15 protein-coding genes and 1 CRISPR repeat array are annotated in these 20,202 nt (G+C 40.6%); of the genes, 10 read left to right on the plus strand and 5 right to left on the minus strand.

The features are described from left to right. Position 1: 1 nt before the first annotated feature. From BN3912_RS08650 to BN3912_RS08685, 8 genes are all read left to right on the plus strand, one after another. Positions 2-829, plus strand: a complete 828-nt coding sequence (locus tag BN3912_RS08650; RefSeq protein WP_023983683.1) for a metal ABC transporter permease — start codon at positions 2-4, stop codon at positions 827-829. Next, on the plus strand, positions 813-4,256 hold the full coding sequence (porW, locus tag BN3912_RS08655; protein ID WP_036859057.1) for a type IX secretion system periplasmic lipoprotein PorW/SprE: 3,444 nt from the start codon (positions 813-815) through the stop codon (positions 4,254-4,256). Before BN3912_RS08650 ends, porW begins: the two co-directional genes overlap by 17 nt. A gap of 3 nt (positions 4,257-4,259) precedes the next feature. After that, a complete protein-coding gene (gene porX / locus BN3912_RS08660; RefSeq protein ID WP_023983681.1) occupies positions 4,260-5,813 on the plus strand; it encodes a T9SS response regulator signal transducer PorX in 1,554 nt (517 codons plus the stop codon). Between the two features lie 9 nt (positions 5,814-5,822). Next, a complete protein-coding gene (locus BN3912_RS08665) occupies positions 5,823-6,614 on the plus strand; it encodes a hypothetical protein (RefSeq protein ID WP_023983680.1) in 792 nt (263 codons plus the stop codon). An 18-nt stretch (positions 6,615-6,632) separates the two neighbouring features. Beyond that, entirely contained in the window at positions 6,633-7,046 is a 414-nt protein-coding gene (gene tsaE, locus BN3912_RS08670; protein ID WP_004369774.1) for a tRNA (adenosine(37)-N6)-threonylcarbamoyltransferase complex ATPase subunit type 1 TsaE, read from the plus strand. Positions 7,047-8,441: 1,395 nt separating this feature from the next. Further along, complete coding sequence (locus BN3912_RS08675) at positions 8,442-9,311, plus strand: electron transfer flavoprotein subunit beta/FixA family protein (RefSeq protein WP_023983676.1); 870 nt, start codon at positions 8,442-8,444, stop codon at positions 9,309-9,311. A gap of 33 nt (positions 9,312-9,344) precedes the next feature. Beyond that, on the plus strand, positions 9,345-10,367 hold the full coding sequence (locus BN3912_RS08680; RefSeq protein ID WP_023983675.1) for an electron transfer flavoprotein subunit alpha/FixB family protein: 1,023 nt from the start codon (positions 9,345-9,347) through the stop codon (positions 10,365-10,367). Positions 10,368-10,372: 5 nt separating this feature from the next. Next, entirely contained in the window at positions 10,373-12,100 is a 1,728-nt protein-coding gene (locus BN3912_RS08685) for an acyl-CoA dehydrogenase family protein (protein WP_023983674.1), read from the plus strand. 72 nt (positions 12,101-12,172) lie between these two features. On the opposite strand, the gene BN3912_RS08690 is transcribed toward BN3912_RS08685, so the two are convergent. Next, on the minus strand, positions 12,173-12,517 hold the full coding sequence (locus tag BN3912_RS08690) for a DUF4357 domain-containing protein (RefSeq protein WP_023983673.1): 345 nt from the start codon (positions 12,515-12,517) through the stop codon (positions 12,173-12,175). A 393-nt stretch (positions 12,518-12,910) separates the two neighbouring features. Here BN3912_RS08690 and BN3912_RS08695 point away from each other — a divergent pair, with 393 nt between their 5' ends. Continuing rightward, positions 12,911-14,002 (plus strand): metallophosphoesterase, encoded by a 1,092-nt coding sequence (locus BN3912_RS08695; RefSeq protein WP_023983672.1) that lies wholly within the window; start codon positions 12,911-12,913, stop codon positions 14,000-14,002. Between the two features lie 21 nt (positions 14,003-14,023). Here BN3912_RS08695 and BN3912_RS12000 read toward each other — a convergent pair whose 3' ends face one another. Together BN3912_RS12000 and BN3912_RS08700 are read right to left on the minus strand one after the other, a co-directional pair. Beyond that, a complete protein-coding gene (locus tag BN3912_RS12000; RefSeq protein WP_023983671.1) occupies positions 14,024-14,335 on the minus strand; it encodes a hypothetical protein in 312 nt (103 codons plus the stop codon). 96 nt (positions 14,336-14,431) lie between these two features. Further along, positions 14,432-14,797 carry a hypothetical protein gene (locus BN3912_RS08700; RefSeq protein WP_154665152.1) on the minus strand — a complete coding sequence of 122 codons (366 nt, stop codon included), beginning with the start codon at positions 14,795-14,797 and terminating at the stop codon, positions 14,432-14,434. A gap of 358 nt (positions 14,798-15,155) precedes the next feature. On the opposite strand from BN3912_RS08700, the gene BN3912_RS08705 reads away from it, so the two are divergent. Next, positions 15,156-15,359 (plus strand): hypothetical protein, encoded by a 204-nt coding sequence (locus BN3912_RS08705; RefSeq protein ID WP_023983669.1) that lies wholly within the window; start codon positions 15,156-15,158, stop codon positions 15,357-15,359. A 25-nt stretch (positions 15,360-15,384) separates the two neighbouring features. Continuing rightward, positions 15,385-18,812: a CRISPR direct-repeat array (repeat unit 47 nt; unit sequence GTTGTGATTTGCTTTAAAATTAGTATCTTTGCAATATTGGAAACATC). Between the two features lie 111 nt (positions 18,813-18,923). Here BN3912_RS08705 and cas2 read toward each other — a convergent pair. Together cas2 and cas1 are read right to left on the minus strand one after the other, a co-directional pair. Next, positions 18,924-19,256, minus strand: coding sequence for a CRISPR-associated endonuclease Cas2 (gene cas2, locus BN3912_RS08710; protein WP_023983668.1), 333 nt, complete (start codon positions 19,254-19,256; stop codon positions 18,924-18,926). Then, positions 19,256-20,191, minus strand: coding sequence for a type II CRISPR-associated endonuclease Cas1 (gene cas1, locus BN3912_RS08715; protein ID WP_023983667.1), 936 nt, complete (start codon positions 20,189-20,191; stop codon positions 19,256-19,258). The genes cas2 and cas1 overlap by 1 nt, the downstream gene beginning before the upstream one ends. Between the last annotated feature and the right edge of the window lie 11 nt (positions 20,192-20,202).

Genomic DNA, 20,202 nt, shown 5'->3' on the forward strand with positions numbered 1-20,202 from the left:
AATGGAGATATTGCAATATACTTTTTTCCAAAATGCGATCATAGGTTCGCTGTTGGCAAGCATTCTTTGCGGCTTTATAGGAACCTATATCGTTACAAGACGCTTGGTGTTCATAAGCGGTGGCATTACTCATGCATCGTTTGGAGGCATCGGCATTGGCGTGTTGTGCGGCATTAATCCCATCGCATCGGCTCTTATTTATGCCATCCTCAGCGCTTGCGGCATACAATGGATGTCGCATAGAGGTAATGTTCGTGAAGATTCGGCCATAGCTCTATTCTGGACATTCGGTATGAGTATCGGTATTATATGTTGCTTTCTTACTCCCGGGTTTATGCCCGATCTTCCCTCATTCCTTTTCGGAAGCATTCTTACAATTACGCAGCAAGACCTTTGGTTGCTCGCTGTAATAACGCTGCTCGTGATATTAACGTTCGTTCTGTTGTTCAGAACCATTCTTTGTATTGCCTTTGATAGCTGTTTTGCCCAGTCGCAGAGATTACCTGTAACGGCTGTGGAATATCTGATGATGATCCTCATAGCCATGACAATTGTTGCTACACTACGAATGGTAGGTATCGTGTTGGCCATTAGTCTGCTTACTATTCCCCACATGACTGCCAACATATTTACCGATAGTTTTAAAAGCATGATATTGATAAGCATACTGATAGGATGGATAGACTGTTTGTGCGGACTCGCCATCAGTTATTGGCTGAATGTGCCATCCGGTGCTGCAATCATCTTTATAAGTATCATCATTTATGCTTTGGTTAAGGCAATAAAAACAATACAAATGAAGTTTTATAAGAGTGAGATTGCCCGATAAGCAACATATAATCCCCCTGTTCCTATCTGTAGCCGTAATAATATTGCTGATAGGATGTTCTACGCAGAGAAATACTGCTAAAAATCGTTGGTGGCATTCTTTCAATGCACGGTATAATATATACTATAATGGTTCGCTTGCCTATATCGACGGTTCGCTTGAAAAGGAAAAAGGAAATAAAGATAACTTTACTGAATTGATTCCTCTCTATACCGTAGGAAATAAGAATAGTATAGGGTTAGGCAAGGGAAACTTTGATAGAACCATTGAAAAATGTGAGAAAGCAATCAAACTCCACAGTATTAAAAAGCGACCGGAATGGACAAAAAACAGACGAAAAACAGAGAGAGACATCGAATGGTTGAACCGCAAAGAGTATAATCCCTTTCTATGGAAAGCATGGCTTCTTATGGGACGTTCGCAATTTCATCAAGGTAAATTCGATGAAGCTGCTTCCACCTTTTCTTATATGAGTCGCCTCTATCAAACGCAACCGGCCATTTATGGTCGGGCACGTGCATGGCTTGCCAAGAGTTATATCGAACAAGGATGGCTGTATGATGCCGAAGATGTTATTCGAAACATGGAACGTGACTCCATTCATTGGCGTGCTCAAAAGGAATGGGACTATACCTATGCCGACTATTACATCCATACCGGCAACTACGAAAAAGCCATTCCTTATCTTCGGAAAGTGATCAGACATGAGATGCGAAGAAAGCAAAAAGCACGCGAATGGTATCTCATGGGACAGCTCGAGAATGCATTAGGACACCGAGAACTTGCTTATAAAGCATATAAACATGTCATCAGGCTGGCTCCACCTTACGAGGTGGAGTTCAATGCCCGTATTGCCATGACCGAAGTAATGGCAGGTAGTCGGTCGAAACAGATGATCAATCGTCTGAAACGTATGGCTGTTTCAGACAATAACAAAGACTATCTCGACCAAGTATATTATGCTATAGGAAATATCTATCTGGCACAGAAAGATACTTCTAATGCTATATCTGCCTATGAAAAAGGCAATATAAAATCTACTCGTAATAGTATTGAGAAAGGTGTACTGCTACTGAAGTTGGGCGATCTGTATTGGATAAAAGAAAAGTTCAGCGATGCCCAACGTTGCTATAATACTGCTATTGGGCTGCTCGATAAGGAGAGAGACGATTACGAACAGTTGGAGAAACGCTCTAAGGTGCTCGATAAATTGGTACCGTATACCGATGCGGTGCATTTACAAGACTCATTGCAGGTTCTTGCAAAGATGAACGAGCATGATCGTAATGCCGCCATTGACCGAGTGATTGAGGCTTTAAAAAAGAAAGAAAAGGAAGAAGCCAATAGGTTGGCAGAGCAAAATTCGCAAGCAGTGCAGGCAGCCAATAGCGGTATGGGAGATATAAATAATCCGCAGAACAATACCAATCCATCGACACTCGGTATCAATAGTCAAAACGGAGAATGGTATTTCTATAATCAAATGGCGGTAAATCAAGGGAAAATCGCTTTTCAAAAGCTTTGGGGAAAGCGCGAAAATATTGATAATTGGCAACGCATTAACAAAACAGTTGTTGCTCATACCGGAGAAGTTGATACCATGACGGATGCCATTCGTGACTCTCTAGCACGACAAGCTGAAATAGAAGACTCGTTGAAACAGTTGACAAACGATGCACAGAACGATCCTCATAAACGAGAATATTACCTTGCACAGATACCTTTTACCCAAGAACAGCTTCAGGCGAGTAACCTGATAATAGAAGATGGTCTTTACAATTCGGGCGTTATCTTTAAAGATTATCTTGATAATCTGAAGCTAAGTGAGAGAGCGTTGCGGCGACTTACCGAATCATATCCCGACTATGAACATACGGATAATGCTTATTATCACTTGTTCCTGCTATATTCGAGGCTTAATATGCCTTCATTGGCAGAAAGCTACATTCAGAAACTAAAACTGCAATACCCCAAAAGCGAATGGACTGCCATACTTACCGATCCTTATTTTAAAGAAAATGCAGTTTTGGGAAAGCATATCGAAGACTCTCTTTATGCAGCTACCTACGCTGCTTTCAAAGCAGATCGATATTCGGAAGTAAGCGGAAATACACATATATCCGAAATGCGTTTCCCGCTTGGAAAGAACCGTGATAAGTTTATTTTTATCGATGGATTGAGCAAACTCAACAACGGGAATGCGAACGGATGTCTTGACAACATGAAAACAATCATAGAAAAATATCCTGAAAGTAAGTTGAGCGAGATGGCCGGCATGATTGTAAACGGCGTGAATGCAGGGAAGAAACTTCGGGGAGGCAGGTTCGATATCGACAACGTATGGCAGCGTCGTGTAGCCGTACTTAGCGACAGTGATTCCATTGCCGCACGCAAATTCTCCAACGAGCGTAATGCTGATTTTGTTTTCATGCTCGTGTATAATCCCGATTCTGTTAACGAGCATCAGCTTCTTTACGAAATTGCAAAGTACAATTTTACGAGCTATATGGTTAGAAGTTTCGGTATCGAAATTGAAGATGCCGACGGCCTGCATCGCATGCTGGTATCGGGTTTCCGCAGTTATGATGAGGCATTGCAGTACGGCAGGCAGCTGTCTAAACAGAAAGGTATTACCCAGCGGCTGGGTAAAAGTCGTATGGTAATCATCAGCAATAAGAACCTTGAATTGCTGGGCGGACAATATAGCTATGATGATTACGATGCTTTCTACAACAAACACTTTGCTCCATTGAAAGTAAGTACTTTCCGGTTACTTTCTGAACCTGAGGAAATCGTGACAGAGAAGGAGCCGGCGAACAATGTACCTACGCAGCGTGACATTGATAATATGCTCGACGATGGCATTTTTATTGATAACGGGCTTGATGTATCTCCTTCCGGCAACAGTTCGATTGTTATTCCCGATGAAGAAAAAGAAACACTTCCTGCAAACTCGGGCACGACAGTTATTCCTGATGAACCGCAAAATAATACGAGTACACAAAGGCAATCGGGAACTGTTGTTGTAAAAGAACCGGAGAGTAACAAGAAAGAACAAACGAACACGACTGTTGTTGAAGAAGGAACTATTGTTAAGCCGCAACCGGAGTCTGTACCTAAAATAAAGACTGATAACAGTCAGTCGGAAGCCTCCTCTGCTAATGTGCCGACTATACAGACAAACCCATCGACGACGGTGCCTGTTGCGCCGGTTAAACCGCAACCTAAGAAACAGCCGCAGAGTATAACGCATAAGAAAGAAGACACCGGCATATATTTCGACGACGGTTTGAGAACAAAGAACCGCAAGGACGGAACAAAAGATGCGAATAATAAGAAAAACAACGCGGAAAAAGAAGATAAGAAGCAAGATAAGAAAAAGCAATTCGATCTTGAAGACGAATATTATGATTTAGATGGATTTTAGAATATGAGCAACGGATTATTACTTTGGGTAGACGATGAGATAGAACTCTTGAAAAGTCATATTATCTTTTTAGAGAAGAAGGGATACGATGTAACGACGGTAAGCAATGGGACTGATGCCATTGAACAGTGTATGCAACGCACTTATGACCTCGTTCTATTAGACGAGATGATGCCCGGCCTCTCCGGATTGGAGACGTTGCAGCGCATTAAAGAAATCAGTCCGGCGACGCCCGTGGTAATGGTTACCAAGAGCGAGGAAGAGAATATTATGGATCAGGCTATTGGTTCTAAAATAGCCGATTACCTGATTAAACCCGTCAACCCTAACCAAATTCTGCTTACATTAAAGAAAAATATCCATCGTAAGGAGATAGTTACGGAGGTTACACAAAGCGGTTATCAACAGAATTTTCAAGATATTGCAACGAAAATAATGACCTGTCGATCTTTTCAAGATTGGGTAGATGTGTATAAACGTCTTGTGCATTGGGAACTCGAACTTAGTTCTACCGACAGCAATATGACCGAAATGCTTAAGATGCAAAAAGAAGAAGCCAACAATGGATTTGCCAAATATATCAAACATAATTATTTGGATTGGGTAGATGAGGCGACACAAGAGCGTCCTTTAATGAGTCCCGACATCTTTAAGAAGAAGATTTTTCCATTGCTCAATGCCGGTAATAAGGTCTTTCTCATCGTTATCGACAACTTTCGCTACGACCAGTGGAGAATGCTTGCACAGGAAATTGGCGATATGTTCGATATCGAAGAAGATATCTACATGAGTATTCTTCCCACTGCAACCCAATATGCTCGTAATGCCATCTTTAGCGGATTGATGCCGAATAAAATAGCAGAGATGTTTTCTGACCTGTGGGTTGACGAAGATGAAGAAGAAGGTAAAAATCTCAACGAGGGCCCACTTATACAAACGCAGATAGAGCGTTTCAGGCGTCATGATACTTATAGTTATCACAAAGTCAACGATTCTACGGGGGCCGAAAAGTTCATGGAAAAACTGAATACCTTACAAAAAAATGATCTGAATGTATTGGTGATCAATTTTATAGACATGCTCTCTCATGCACGTACAGAATCTAAAATGGTACGCGAGCTGGCTAATAACGAATCTGCCTATCGTAGCATTACGCTCAGTTGGTTCCGTCATTCCGTGCTGTCGGAACTTTTTAAACAACTTTCACAATCCGACTACAAAATTATTATTACCACTGATCATGGCAGCATCAGAGTATCTAAGCCCATCAAGATTATAGGCGACCGTAACACTAATACCAACCTAAGATATAAATTGGGCAAAAATCTCAACTACGATTCTAAAGATGTCTTTACTATTAAGGAACCAAAGAAAGCGCAACTGCCGGCACCCAATCTCAGTACATCGTATGTATTCGCCTCGGGCGATATGTTCTTTGCTTACCCGAACAACTACAACTATTACGTTTCTTACTACAAAGACACTTTCCAGCACGGCGGTATCAGTATGGAAGAAATGCTCATTCCGTTGATAACAGTTACGCCGAGAAAGAGATAAACAAAACTGATGACATCGAATACTCTTATCGTTTTCTTTGCAGTAATCATAGAATTGCTGATTTTCGTTACATTGATAGACCTCGTGTGGCGTATCATCAGCATACGTCGTTCGTGTATCCCGTTGCCGTTGCAGAGAGAGATAAATAAAACAATCGTTTGTCCTTATCCCGATAGTTTGTGGATATATCTCAAATTGATCTTTTTCAATCCCAAAGATATGCACTTTCGAACGCTTTTCGCCTTTATAGGTGTATTGGGTGGGAGTACCATACATGTCGCCGTAGGGCTGATAGCACTGCTCATAACTCTTTTCATATGTATCTTTAAACTCGTCAGGTTATCGTGGCAATTTAACTGTTCAAAAGAGAAATTCCCTGCAATAAAGCTCTCCGACAAAGGCGTATCGTTGATTTACGAATGGGTAAGACCGGCAGAAATAGTGTACGAAACGCCGTGGCAGAATATTACACAAGTTTTTCTATACCGTAGTTATGCCAAAATTATAAGTAAAGAGCATACCTATTACACCTTTTATAATACGAGTGATATGGAAGTGAAAAATAAGATTGCGATGCACTTTTTACGTCACGACGATATAAAGGCGATCACAATTGCCGAGCAAGACAAAATATCATGGATACTACTTATAGTGTGCTTATTGTTCGGACCACCGGTCGGTATCTTATGCATGTTGCTTTTTTATAAATCTAAACCGAGGAGTGCGCATATCTATCTTTCCGCAAGTTTTGTTTTCTTAGTCATCGCATTGGTTATATACCTGCTCAACACTTTAATATAACATATAAAAATTATCAATATGAAAATTAATATCAAATCTTTAGATAACATTCATGCTGCAGCTAAGCTGTTTCTTGAACACAAGGGCAACGGAACCGTTTTCGCCTTTTATGGAAAAATGGGTACAGGCAAAACTACATTCATCAAAGCTTTATGCGAATGCTTGGGAGTAGACGATGTAATCACATCGCCTACATTTGCCATCGTCAACGAATATAGTTGTCTTCAGAATAACGAGCATATTTATCATTTCGATTTCTACCGCATCAAAAAACTCGAAGAGGTGTACGATATGGGTTACGAGGATTATTTCTACAGCGGACATCTATGTTTTATCGAATGGCCGGAGCTGATTGAAGAGCTCTTGCCTGCAGATGCAACGAAGGTAACGATTACCACAAATAACGATGGTTCCAGAACCGTTGAGTTTTAGATGTTAAATCGGAAAGCGTAGAAATGAATACATTTCTACGCTTTTCGGTTCTATTCTGCTTTTTAGAAAGGATCGTATCTAATTTCACCAATAGTGAAAATGGAAGTTTTCTCATTTCTTTAAGACAGAATTCCTTACTATCGATATGTTCTACCATTTTAGGGAATCGCTTGAACAGATGCTTAAAGTCTGCTTTTAAACTAACGACAATATCTATTTCCTGAATATAATAAGTCATGGCGATGCCATTTTCTTTCACACAATAGCTATATGGATTTGCCGCCTCTCTACTACTCTTGGTCTCCTGTTCTCGACATTAGGTTACCGTTATGGCATGCAATAAAATCGGTACAACTCAACGACCATTGTAAATAATCTTTGTTTCATTTCCATTATTTTTTGTATAAATACAATTAAATTTCTGCGAATAATAATCTTCAAATACAAAAATAAATAATTTAAATATTATCTGCATTTTTTATTATAATCTGCACAAATTATATTTTTTCTCATGAATTCAATGCTCTAATACTACGAAAACAATAATCCCGATCCTGTTCTCGTCATCACGACGAGTAAAGAAAATGGATCGGGATTTCATAGAGAGTTATAAAAGAAATAACTACTAAAAATGGAAAATGCGGACTTCGCAGTTGGCATTTACCTTCAATATTATTACAATAAAAGAACGATTTCCATTATAGAGCAAAAGTGTTTTTTGCATTCATTTACTTTTTCTTAGAGATTTTCTCATTTTTTACATTGTTTAGAAGAAAGGAGAAAAAACGGCTTTTTACGCAGTAAGTTGCTTTATCTTTATTTCTTAGTACAATTTCAGCTATGTTGTATCGTTGATACAGGATATACATATACTTATTATAAAGGGGGTGTAAGGTTGAGAGAAACCGTGTTTAAGCTAAATCCTGCTGTCATGTAATCAGCTTTAACGACGCTGTAATTGTTTTATAATCAATGTCTATTTCTGGTATGGTAAAGTGATAAGAATAACAAGAACATACGTATTATGCCCGCAAGAAACTTTATTTATGAATTAAATGTTTGCATAAAAATGTCAATTTGTCTAATATCGTTAAACTCGTATATCGTTTCATCTCCTCTCACTGGAAGGAGTATTGCGTTTACCTTGTATTGCTAATATTGGTCGCTATATTTATTTGCTAAAATTGAAAGTATTGCACAAAACATCTATTCTGTGCACATATAACCTTGTTTTGTGCATTTTTAGAGATATTTCTTTGGCTGACAAGTAAAAAAGCACTAATTTTGCACGCTGGATTATGGTGCTTCGGCCGATAGAAAATAATAATTTCGATGAGTCGACCGGCCGGAACGAAAGATCGTATAAATGCAACTATCACAATTTATTAGTATTATATGAGTTTGAAAATTGTTGTACTTGCCAAGCAAGTACCTGACACAAGAAATGTGGGTAAGGATGCCATGACGGCAGAAGGTACCGTAAATCGTGCTGCACTTCCCGCAATCTTCAATCCTGAAGACTTGAATGCTTTGGAACAGGCTCTCCGTTTAAAGGAGCAAAACCCGGGCTCGACCGTTGGCGTACTCACTATGGGACCTCCACGCGCTGGTGAAATTATACGCCAAGGACTGTACCGCGGGGCTGATACAGGGTGGCTGCTCACTGACCGTCTGTTTGCCGGAGCCGACACGCTGGCTACTTCTTATGCCTTAGCTACTGCTATTAAGAAGATCGGAAACGTGGATGTGGTGATCGGTGGCCGACAGGCTATCGACGGCGATACGGCACAGGTGGGGCCGCAGGTGGCTCAGAAATTGGGCTTGAACCAAGTAACTTATGCCGAAGAAATACTCAAGATAGAGAACGGTGTGGCTACTATAAGGCGTCATATCGATGGAGGTGTGGAGACCGTTGAGGCTCCGTTACCGGTGGTTATTACCGTGAATGGCAGTGCAGCCCCCGCACGTCCTTGCAATGCCAAGCTCGTAATGAAGTACAAGTATGCCACATGTCCGATGGAACGTAAGGGGGATGAGCCTTGGAGTTCGCTCTATGAAGAGCGTCCGTATCTTACGCTAAATCAGTGGAGCGTGGCAGATGTAGACGGCGATCCGGCACAATGCGGACTGTCGGGTTCACCGACAAAGGTGAAAACAGTGCAGAACATCGTGTTTCAAGCCAAGGAAAGCAAGACGCTTACAAGCTCTGATGCCGATGTGGAGAGTATGGTAAAAGAATTGTTGGATGAAAAGATTATAGGGTAGGGGACATTTGTTGCCCCATTGCTCATTAGAAATATGAATAACGTATTTGTATATTGCGAGATCGAAGGCACACAGGTGGCCGAAGTATCTCAGGAATTGCTCACCAAAGGACGTAAGCTCGCCAACCAACTCGGAGTGCAACTTCATGCCGTAGTGGCAGGAACCGGCATAAAAGGAAAGGTTGAGAAGCAAATTCTTCCCTATGGTGTAGACAAATTGTTTGTGTTTGATGGCGAGGGACTTTTCCCTTATACATCAGCTCCTCACACGGATATCTTGGTCAATCTCTTCAAGGAAGAGCAGCCGCAGATTGCCCTGATGGGGGCAACGGTTATCGGTCGAGACCTCGGACCGCGTGTGTCTTCTTCGCTTACCAGCGGTCTTACAGCCGACTGTACGCAGCTCGAAATTGGCGACTATGACGATAAGAAAGCAGGAAAACACTATGAAAATCTGCTTTATCAAATTCGTCCGGCATTCGGAGGTAACATTGTTGCAACGATTGTAAACCCCGATCATCGTCCGCAGATGGCTACTGTGCGCAGCGGTGTGATGCAGCGTGAGGTGATCGACGAGAATTATAAAGGTGAAGTACTCTATCCCGAAGTGGCCAAGTATGTGCCTACAGTGGACTATGTAGTGAAGGTTATCGATCGTCATGTGGAGGCCGCAAAGAACAATCTGAAGGGTGCAGCCATTGTTGTTGCCGGCGGTTATGGCGTCGGGAGTAAGGAAGGTTTCGATCAACTTTTCCAGTTGGCGAAGGAACTTCATGGTGAAGTGGGTGCAAGCCGTGCTGCCGTGGATGCCGGTTGGATAGACCATGACCGACAGATCGGGCAGACAGGCGTAACAGTTCATCCGAAAGTCTACATCGCCTGTGGTATTTCCGGACAAATTCAGCACATCGCAGGCATGCAGGATGCGGGTATTATCATCTCAGTAAATAGCGATCCCGATGCTCCGATCAACCAAATTGCCGACTATATCATTACCGGAACGGTGGAAGAGGTGGTACCGAAGCTAATAAAATATTATAAACAGAATAGCAAGTAAACATCATGTCAAATTATTATACAGACCATCCGGAGATTGGATTTCATTTGAATCATCCGCTGATGAAACGCATAGTCGACCTCAAAGAGCGCAACTATGCTGACAAAGACAAGTTTGAGGATGCTCCCGTGAGTTATGAGGACGCCATCGAAAACTATAAGCGCATCCTCGATATTGCGGGAGATATCGCTGCTAACATAGTAGAACCCAACTCGGAGAGTGTAGATCTGGAAGGACCGCACCTTGAGAATAACCGCATGATTTATGCCTCAAAAACATTTGAGAACCTCGACGCAACGCGAAAGGCAGGGCTGTGGGGTATCTCGATGCCGCGCCGTTATGGCGGCCTGAACCTACCTAATACGACGTTCTCTATGCTTTCCGAGGTGATTTCAGCCGCCGATTCGGGTTTTCAGAATATCTGGTCGTTGCAATCGTGCATCGACACGCTTTACGAATTCGGCAATGAAGAACAGCGTCAGAAATATATTCCGCGTATCTGTGCAGGCGAAACGATGTCGATGGACCTTACAGAACCCGATGCCGGATCGGACTTGCAGCGCGTTATGTTAAAGGCAACGTTCGACGAAAAAGAGAATTGTTGGCGACTGAACGGTGTGAAGCGCTTTATTACCAACGGCGACTCTGATATCCATCTTGTGCTGGCACGTTCGGAAGAGGGTACGCACGATGGGCGTGGACTGTCGATGTTCATCTACGATAAGCGTAACGGTGGTGTAGATGTGCGTCATATAGAGAATAAACTCGGTATCCACGGCTCGCCTACTTGCGAGCTTGTCTATAAGAATGCCAAGGCTGAACTCTGCGGAAATACCCGCCTCGGGCTTATTAAATACGTGATGGCACTCATGAACGGTGCCCGTCTGGGCATTGCAGCACAGAGCGTTGGCGTGGAACAAGAGGCATACAACGAGGCTTTGGCTTATGCAAAAGAGCGCGCACAGTTCGGGCAGAAGATCATTAACTTCCCCGCCGTTTACGACATGCTCTCGCGTATGAAGGCGAAACTTGATGCTGGTCGTTCGCTTCTTTATCAGACTGCACGCTACGTAGACATCTATAAAGCGCTCGAAGATATACAGCGCGATACCAAACTCACTGCCGAAGAACGCGACGAACTCAAGAAATATACCCGTCTTGCCGACGCTTTTACGCCGCTTGCCAAGGGTATGAACTCCGAGTATGCGTCGCAGGCAGCCTACGATGCCATCTCCATTCACGGCGGTTCAGGCTTCATCATGGAGTACAAGAGCCAGCGTCTTTACCGCGATGCGCGTATCTTCTCTATCTACGAGGGTACTACGCAGCTGCAAGTAGTGGCCGCCATACGCTACATTACCAATGGCACTTACCTCGGTATCATCCGCGAAATGCTTGGCAATGAAGTGGCAGAAAGCCTCAAACCGTTGCAGACTCGCGTGGCAAAACTCGCAGAACAGTACGAGGAAGTGCTTAATGAAGTGAAGGAAGAAGGTAATCAGGAGAAGCAAGACTTCGTTGCCCGTCGGCTGTTCAACATGACGGCAGACATCATAATGTCGCTGCTTATTCTCGATGATGCAACCCGTTCGCCCGAACTCTTTGCCAAGAGTGCCAACGTGTTTGTGCGGCATGCCGAAGAAGAGGTGACAGGTCATTATGCATATATCAAGAACCTCTGCGCTGAAGACCTTGTAAACTTCCGTGCTGCAGAGGTTGAAACTGCAGAATAAGAACTTTGTTCAGACAGAATAGGTCAAAGGTGCATCTCCGAAAAGGGATGTACCTTTTATTATTTATTTATCCTACAGATAAACCGATAGCAGACGCTTGTCTTTATCGTGCCATTCCGTCTTCCCGTTTACTGCTCTTTCTAAACAGAAGTCGGCCGCTCTGCTCGGGGTGTTAAACCTCACATCCGTTTTCAAAACAAGTGCATCGTTTCGTTTTTCCGCGTGTATATTTAGTAATTTCGAGCGTTTGTCTTTATTCTTAAAACTGGGAGTTGTTTCTTTGCTGATTATGCTTTCTTTCAGCACGGTAACAGGATTATCGGCTTTATCGAGCACTGCCTTGGCATTCAATCTACGAAGAGTTAGGTTAATAAACGCTAAACGGGGCAAACGTATCTTGTTTGCAAAAATACCCAAAGTTTAAGAATGAGTCAAACTTTCCGGAGTTTTTAATGTAAAAATAGATTTCGGCAATGTTTCTTTTGAAAGTAGTACGATTGTCGATTCCTTAAAAAGTAATTAGACTATATTGTCGGTGCCTCGGTATTATTCGGTATGTGTATCGTTGTTATTGGGCATTCCTGTTACCGTCAAACAGACAGCCTGACGGACTTAAACTGTAATTCTATTCATATAATCTGTAAAATGATTAGTCGGTGTGGGGATTATTCATTGTACTTTTGCCGCATGACTGACGGAGGAGTTCTGCGTAAGTGTTCGACTATATAGCGGTACTTTCCGATAACGGTTTATGAATTAAATGAGTATGAAACAAGGATTATTTAATAAATTCTCTGTAACTTTGCGCTTATGAAAATTTGGGCTATTCTGTTTTTTCTACTGCCTCTTGTCGGGGTAGCGTATGTTTTGTGGCATGTGTGGCACTTGTTGCCGTTGACAATACCTTATAAAGTAACGATTGTGGGGGTAATGCTGCTGTCGGTAGCACTGCTTTTCGTCTCATTTTTGGCCAATATCGAGAATTGGCACATATCTGTTGCCACTTTCGTATATGAGGTGGGCACGTCGTCGCTTTTTATCCTTTTTTACATGGTCATGCTGTTTCTGCTGCTCGATTTGGGGCGGCTTGTGCATCTTGTGCCGTCCTCGTTCTTGCATAACAGCGTACACGGAAGCATTTTCGTGGGTGTACTCATCACGATTATCTTCGTGTACGGCAATCTTAATTATCGTAATAAAGTGCGCATGCCCATTGTACTGAAAACAGAGAAAGCGCTGCCGAAACCCATGAAGATAGTGATGATGAGCGATCTGCACCTCGGGTATCACAATCGCAGGGCGGAGTTTATGCGGTGGGTTGATATGGTTAATGCCGAACATGCCGACCTTATATTGATAGGGGGCGATATTATCGACCGTTACATGCGCCCGCTCATAGAAGAGAATGTGGCGCAAGAGTTTCATCGGCTCAATGCACCTGTTTACGCCTGCTTGGGCAATCACGAGTATTATGCGGGAAATACACAGGCACAGAAGTTCTATCACGATGCTGGCATTCATCTGCTTGTAGACAGTGTGGTTGTGGTTAACGGCATTAATATCGTGGGGCGCGACGATCGTACCAACGTGCATCGTAAATCGTTAAAAGACCTCATGGCAGCCGTAGACCGCTCACGTTACACTATCGTGCTCGACCATCAGCCTTATCATTTGGAGGATGCCGAGCGACAAGGTGCAGATTTTCAGTTGAGCGGGCATACGCACTATGGGCAGGTGTGGCCCATCTCGTGGATCGAAGATGCTATATACGAAGACGCTTATGGATCGTTACAAAAGGGGCGGACGCAATATTTCGTGACGAGCGGCATAGGCATTTGGGGCGGTAAGTTCCGTATCGGTACGCAGTCGGAATACCTTGTGGCATTGCTCAGAAATGAATGAAATCTTTAAAAAGTAAAGCTGTTATTGCTCTTTTTGTGCTATTTGATTTGCCAAATTACGGGCTTTTGCCTCTGCAATCATCTGCCGACAATATGCCTTGCTGTTTTTGATAAGCGCATTGTACCGGTCGGATACCTTTGAAAAGTATCCCATCGTCTTGCCGTAGATGTCGTTCATTTCCTCGACGATTTTCTTCTCCTGCTGTTTTGTGCCGTGGAAATCCTTTAACTTAGCGATATTGATTTCAAGCGCAGCCCTTGCCTGTTTAACGGACTCCGTCTCGGTGTTATTGGCCGTGGCGGAGTCTCTCATTGCGGTCTCGGCCTTTTTCATCTCTGCAGTAGCTCCTTTAAATCACCAATTGCATTTGCTGTCTGCTTAGCTTTCTTAGCATCTGTCTTGGCTGATCCGGCATTCATGTAGCCAATATTATTGGTGATTATCTGCGGCAAGCATAGCCGCACGCTGGCTTTCTGTGCCGTATTTTAGGATTTTTTCCTGCGCATCTGTGAACGTAATTCCGCCACGCTTTAATGCCGAAGCCTGCCCTTGCATGGCTTTTCCCATCAAGTTGCCAATCGTAACGGCATCTTCTCCCGTGGCTGAAAGTCCCTTTTGCTGCGCGAGTAGGTTATTCATTGCAGACAATAGAGTATCTATGCTGGCCTTTTGATTTAGGAACGTGGCAAGTTGCTGCACGCCAGCAAGCTGCACCTCATCCCCTATGACGCCCAATTCTTGCTGGGCGCTGGCGAGTTTCTTTACGGACTCAACTTCTGCATCTGTTGCTGACATACGCTGCCGCATCACAGTGGCGAGTTTCGTTTCAGCCTGTACCTGTTCGGCGTTCGCGGCCGTATAGTTTTGCATTATTCCCGTCAGCTGTTGAAGTTCAGTGAATGCATTTTGAAAAGAAGCGCCGACTTGGGTACTTTTCAATAAGTCATTCCTAAGGCGTGTTGATTTCGTACGAGCCAGTTCTAACTCTTCGGCAAACTTCTAGACATTTGTAGAGGCTGTTACAACTTGCTCTTTTCCGTCAATATTCAGTTTTATGTTAAATTTTACGCCTTTGGACATTTTTTGCCGAAATTATTTGTTTATACCAATTTTATATTTGTATATTCGTAGTATACACAAAGAGATTCTGTTTATGAAGAAGTTTAAAGATATATTAGCACTTATGGCGTTGATGGTATCTTTACTATCTACTATATTTCTTGTTATCTTTGCAATTATAAAATGGGGTGATACTGCTGCATGGATGTATGTTGCAGCTCTTATTAGCTGGAATATCTTTTTGATGACCTGTGGCAATCCTGATAATGATACCTATTTGCATAATATTCGGAAATAATCTCATTGTTTTTCTTGCCTTTTTAGTTGTGATTTGCTTTAAAATTAGTATCTTTGCAATATTGGAAACATCCATAGAGGAGAGGTGCCGATGTGCTCCATAGTTGTGATTTGCTTTAAAATTAGTATCTTTGCAATATTGGAAACATCGAATTTCTAAGTAACATTTATCACCAGCAGTTGTGATTTGCTTTAAAATTAGTATCTTTGCAATATTGGAAACATCAACAAAGATATAAATAAACTTTGAAATATGGTTGTGATTTGCTTTAAAATTAGTATCTTTGCAATATTGGAAACATCTAATTGTCGATGCCGTAAAGGGTGTAGGTGTTGTGATTTGCTTTAAAATTAGTATCTTTGCAATATTGGAAACATCTCAATTATGGAAATACCGCAAATCATTTAAGTTGTGATTTGCTTTAAAATTAGTATCTTTGCAATATTGGAAACATCTGTCTATTTTGAATACCCGACAAGTAACCAGTTGTGATTTGCTTTAAAATTAGTATCTTTGCAATATTGGAAACATCAGGACTGAAAAAAGTCTTTGTCGATGCGTTGTTGTGATTTGCTTTAAAATTAGTATCTTTGCAATATTGGAAACATCTGGTACGAATTATGTTACCATCATAGACAAGTTGTGATTTGCTTTAAAATTAGTATCTTTGCAATATTGGAAACATCATTTTGTTCTCGATATCCTCCAATGTGACAGTTGTGATTTGCTTTAAAATTAGTATCTTTGCAATATTGGAAACATCATTAACAAAGGGACAATTTGACGAAATTCGTTGTGATTTGCTTTAAAATTAGTATCTTTGCAATATTGGAAACATCCAGAAGATGTACGCCTTGGCAGCCGGCGTAGTTGTGATTTGCTTTAAAATTAGTATCTTTGCAATATTGGAAACATCTCTCCTCCCACGTAAACCGCCGCGAAGGCAGTTGTGATTTGCTTTAAAATTAGTATCTTTGCAATATTGGAAACATCGAAACATTGCCAAAGAACGAGACAACAGGGTTGTGATTTGCTTTAAAATTAGTATCTTTGCAATATTGGAAACATCACATGTACCTATGATAGCAAATAGTGACTTGTTGTGATTTGCTTTAAAATTAGTATCTTTGCAATATTGGAAACATCGAAACATTGCCAAAGAACGAGACAACAGGGTTGTGATTTGCTTTAAAATTAGTATCTTTGCAATATTGGAAACATCGGTATGTAAAAGGAGATACGGTGTTTCTGAGTTGTGATTTGCTTTAAAATTAGTATCTTTGCAATATTGGAAACATCAGAGGGCGAAAAAGCCGCTAAATCGGCACAGTTGTGATTTGCTTTAAAATTAGTATCTTTGCAATATTGGAAACATCGGCTTTACTGAAGATGTCGTCGATAGAGGAGTTGTGATTTGCTTTAAAATTAGTATCTTTGCAATATTGGAAACATCGCATCTGCCATATTAGTAGTACTCAAACCAGTTGTGATTTGCTTTAAAATTAGTATCTTTGCAATATTGGAAACATCTACTTTTTATTCTGCTTATTACAGCTCGCAGTTGTGATTTGCTTTAAAATTAGTATCTTTGCAATATTGGAAACATCCGCACAGCAAAAAACCATTGAAAATCAGCAGTTGTGATTTGCTTTAAAATTAGTATCTTTGCAATATTGGAAACATCTTACGAACTTCGTGGTATTTATCCCGGTGTGTTGTGATTTGCTTTAAAATTAGTATCTTTGCAATATTGGAAACATCAAAAACACAGCTTGCCCCGCTGTACTGACCGTTGTGATTTGCTTTAAAATTAGTATCTTTGCAATATTGGAAACATCGAGCAACATCAAGTATGCACAAACAAAGTGGTTGTGATTTGCTTTAAAATTAGTATCTTTGCAATATTGGAAACATCAAATATAAAATTATAAAATAATTATTCTTGGTTGTGATTTGCTTTAAAATTAGTATCTTTGCAATATTGGAAACATCTTCGGCATGGTGATGTTTATTTTGGGGAATGTTGTGATTTGCTTTAAAATTAGTATCTTTGCAATATTGGAAACATCTTTATGACAGACAAGTGTAAGCCTGTCGAGTTGTGATTTGCTTTAAAATTAGTATCTTTGCAATATTGGAAACATCTACTGTTCTTCTCTTACAAGTTGGCTAACAGTTGTGATTTGCTTTAAAATTAGTATCTTTGCAATATTGGAAACATCGAAGATTTGCTTAATTAATCCTCCTTATTAGTTGTGATTTGCTTTAAAATTAGTATCTTTGCAATATTGGAAACATCAAACAAACATATTCATCAAGAGATACATTGGTTGTGATTTGCTTTAAAATTAGTATCTTTGCAATATTGGAAACATCATTCCGAACGGCGTTATTAAAGGCTTTAGAGTTGTGATTTGCTTTAAAATTAGTATCTTTGCAATATTGGAAACATCTAAATATCCATTCTTATCTGGATGACCAGTGTTGTGATTTGCTTTAAAATTAGTATCTTTGCAATATTGGAAACATCCACTTGGCGCATATTATTTAATAAAAATAAGTTGTGATTTGCTTTAAAATTAGTATCTTTGCAATATTGGAAACATCGAATCTTGTTGGGCCTTTTGTAGCTCTTAAGTTGTGATTTGCTTTAAAATTAGTATCTTTGCAATATTGGAAACATCCGAACTCAATAAGTCGCCCGATGAGATTATGTTGTGATTTGCTTTAAAATTAGTATCTTTGCAATATTGGAAACATCTCAGCGGCGTTGACAAAGACACGACGTTTGGTTGTGATTTGCTTTAAAATTAGTATCTTTGCAATATTGGAAACATCCTTCAGGAGATGAAATATAACGCGAAGGAAGTTGTGATTTGCTTTAAAATTAGTATCTTTGCAATATTGGAAACATCAATATATTTTTCCTCGTCCTTAAGTGAATTGTTGTGATTTGCTTTAAAATTAGTATCTTTGCAATATTGGAAACATCTATGCTTGTTTAAATAATCTATCTACTGTAGTTGTGATTTGCTTTAAAATTAGTATCTTTGCAATATTGGAAACATCTGTCAGGCATACAACCATAAACCATTAGCCGTTGTGATTTGCTTTAAAATTAGTATCTTTGCAATATTGGAAACATCAGATTTCAACAACTGATCAAAATGAACAGTGTTGTGATTTGCTTTAAAATTAGTATCTTTGCAATATTGGAAACATCTAGATAATATATAAGGTACATCAACAGAAGGTTGTGATTTGCTTTAAAATTAGTATCTTTGCAATATTGGAAACATCAACACTTTATCAAAAGACTGCTTATACTCTGTTGTGATTTGCTTTAAAATTAGTATCTTTGCAATATTGGAAACATCATCAATAGTATCAATACGAGAAATAGATGGTTGTGATTTGCTTTAAAATTAGTATCTTTGCAATATTGGAAACATCAGGAGATGCATAATATTTTGTGGTCCAATGTTTTATAACGATATTAGAAAAAGAAAAAGTGATGTTTCTTAGAGAGCGAATTCCATTTAAAATATGGAATTCGCTTTTGTATTAAAAGAGTTCCAGTTGCTGACCGGGGGCATTTGGAGGCATTGGCTTACTGCCAAAAAATAATTCAATATTACCGAATTGTTTGTCGGTGAGGCACACTATGCCGACTTTTCCAAACTCAGGCAGGAATGACTTTACTCGTTTTTTATGTACTTCTGCATTTTCCATACTTGCACAGTGACGCACATAGATAGAGAACTGAAACATAGTAAAGCCATCTTTTATTAGATTCTTCCTGAAAAGCGTGTAAGCCCGAAGGTCTTTCTTTGTATCTGTCGGCAAATCAAAAAGAACAAGTAACCACATAACTCTATATTCGCTAAGTCTATCCATTATGGTGTTATTTCAGGATAAGAAATCTTACGAAGTTCTCCGTTGAAGCATTTATTAAGCGAAGCTGCAGTTTGACCGGCAGCAATCATAAGCGGACTTCTTTTTCTGCCAATAACAACATCCAGTGTAGGAATTGTAAGTAATCCTGATTTGATGTCTTTTGTTAATTCCTCTTTCCCCGTCTCATGAAAAATATCATAGACTAATTTGTCAACATATGGACGATAAGGTTCCATGATATCATCAGCCAAACAATAGGCATTGTATCGGTTATGATGATGAATACCTAAGGTTGGCAGCAAGCCGCTTGCCACTAAAGAGCGTGCAATTGTTGCTCTAAGAATGGCATATCCGTAATTAAGAAAATTATTGGGAGGAATTCCGTCGCGATCACGGGTAAAGTCTTCTATGTCTGCAAATAGAATTTTCCAATAATATGCTGCCGCTCTGGCTTCCATATTATCAGGATCCCCGCTTCTTACTTCGTTGATCCAAGCCCTCATATTCTTATGAATATGTCCCGTACACTGTGCCAATATAGCCGCTTGATTATTGATTTTGTACTGTACGGTTTGCTGCCAAAGCTGCTTCTTCAGCGGTAAAGAAGCCTCAAGTTGTTGGCGAAATCGTTCATTTTGCGTCGTGTTTCCGTACAAAGGGAGCAAAAGTCCTACTGGCATAGAGCGAGAATCACATGTAATTACTGCACTGTTATTCTCTAATAATGCTTCTAATACGCCGGATGTTACCGTTATCTGTTTGTTGTCGAGCACCAAAATACCGATATCTTCTATAGGTCTTGATACGATAGATTCTGTTTTTATCGTTTCCGCAATATTCTCCGGTCTCACAATTTCGGGGAACTTGATGATCAATTGTGAATCTCGTAACGACAGATAAGCAGGGTTACCGAAATACAATGTCTTCTTTATCATACTGAAATAGA

The organism is Prevotella phocaeensis (genome assembly GCF_900065875.1).
Lineage (GTDB): Bacteria > Bacteroidota > Bacteroidia > Bacteroidales > Bacteroidaceae > Prevotella > Prevotella phocaeensis.

Bases quoted from the DNA above. Each gene is read 5' to 3' on its own strand.
- BN3912_RS08685 (WP_023983674.1), top strand. From the start codon at position 10,373: ATGTCAAATTATTATACAGACCATCCGGAGATTGGATTTCATTTGAAT.
- BN3912_RS08695 (WP_023983672.1), top strand. From the start codon at position 12,911: ATGAAAATTTGGGCTATTCTGTTTTTTCTACTGCCTCTTGTCGGGGTA.
- cas2 (WP_023983668.1), bottom strand. From the start codon at position 19,256: ATGGATAGACTTAGCGAATATAGAGTTATGTGGTTACTTGTTCTTTTT.
- tsaE (WP_004369774.1), top strand. From the start codon at position 6,633: ATGAAAATTAATATCAAATCTTTAGATAACATTCATGCTGCAGCTAAG.
- BN3912_RS12000 (WP_023983671.1), bottom strand. From the start codon at position 14,335: ATGAAAAAGGCCGAGACCGCAATGAGAGACTCCGCCACGGCCAATAAC.
- cas1 (WP_023983667.1), bottom strand. From the start codon at position 20,191: ATGATAAAGAAGACATTGTATTTCGGTAACCCTGCTTATCTGTCGTTA.
- BN3912_RS08665 (WP_023983680.1), top strand. From the start codon at position 5,823: ATGACATCGAATACTCTTATCGTTTTCTTTGCAGTAATCATAGAATTG.
- BN3912_RS08700 (WP_154665152.1), bottom strand. From the start codon at position 14,797: ATGTCAGCAACAGATGCAGAAGTTGAGTCCGTAAAGAAACTCGCCAGC.
- BN3912_RS08675 (WP_023983676.1), top strand. From the start codon at position 8,442: ATGAGTTTGAAAATTGTTGTACTTGCCAAGCAAGTACCTGACACAAGA.
- BN3912_RS08705 (WP_023983669.1), top strand. From the start codon at position 15,156: ATGAAGAAGTTTAAAGATATATTAGCACTTATGGCGTTGATGGTATCT.
- porX (WP_023983681.1), top strand. From the start codon at position 4,260: ATGAGCAACGGATTATTACTTTGGGTAGACGATGAGATAGAACTCTTG.
- BN3912_RS08680 (WP_023983675.1), top strand. From the start codon at position 9,345: ATGAATAACGTATTTGTATATTGCGAGATCGAAGGCACACAGGTGGCC.
- BN3912_RS08650 (WP_023983683.1), top strand. From the start codon at position 2: ATGGAGATATTGCAATATACTTTTTTCCAAAATGCGATCATAGGTTCG.